The organism is Mesorhizobium sp. M8A.F.Ca.ET.207.01.1.1, from assembly GCF_004794715.1.
Lineage (GTDB): Bacteria > Pseudomonadota > Alphaproteobacteria > Rhizobiales > Rhizobiaceae > Mesorhizobium.
This window is the reverse complement of sequence record NZ_SRUS01000159.1, coordinates 1-366: the sequence shown is the minus strand read 5'-3', so window position 1 is coordinate 366 and position 366 is coordinate 1. Positions and strand designations below refer to the sequence as shown.

The 366-nt window shown below is 60.1% G+C and carries 1 pseudogene; it reads left to right on the top strand.

From position 1 onward, the window contains the following. A pseudogene (locus tag EN850_RS33980) lies at positions 1 to 366 on the top strand (LysR family transcriptional regulator); the annotation flags it as partial.

The following is a 366-nucleotide window of genomic DNA, read 5'->3' as shown; positions in this document are numbered from 1 at the left end:
CGTCGGTGTGGTCGAAGCAGGCAGTTTCACGAAGGCCGCTGGCTTCCTTAATGTTGCCCAGAGTGCGCTGAGCCTGCATGTGCGTCAACTGGAGGAAGCCTTCGGCACTCAACTGCTGATACGCGACAGGACCGGCGTGAGCGTGACGGCGTCAGGAGACAAACTGCTCGAGCGGGCGCGGGCAATTCTCAAATAAATTCGACTTACCGAGGTGGAATTGACCAACACAGCCGCTTCCCCTGCCGGGGAGGTGACTATTGGCATTCCGTCTGGAGCTGCTCGCGTCCTGAGCGGTCCGCTGCTTGAGGCGGTGAGACACGAACTGCCCAAGGTGTCCCTCAAGATGGTCGAGGGTATGACGGCACC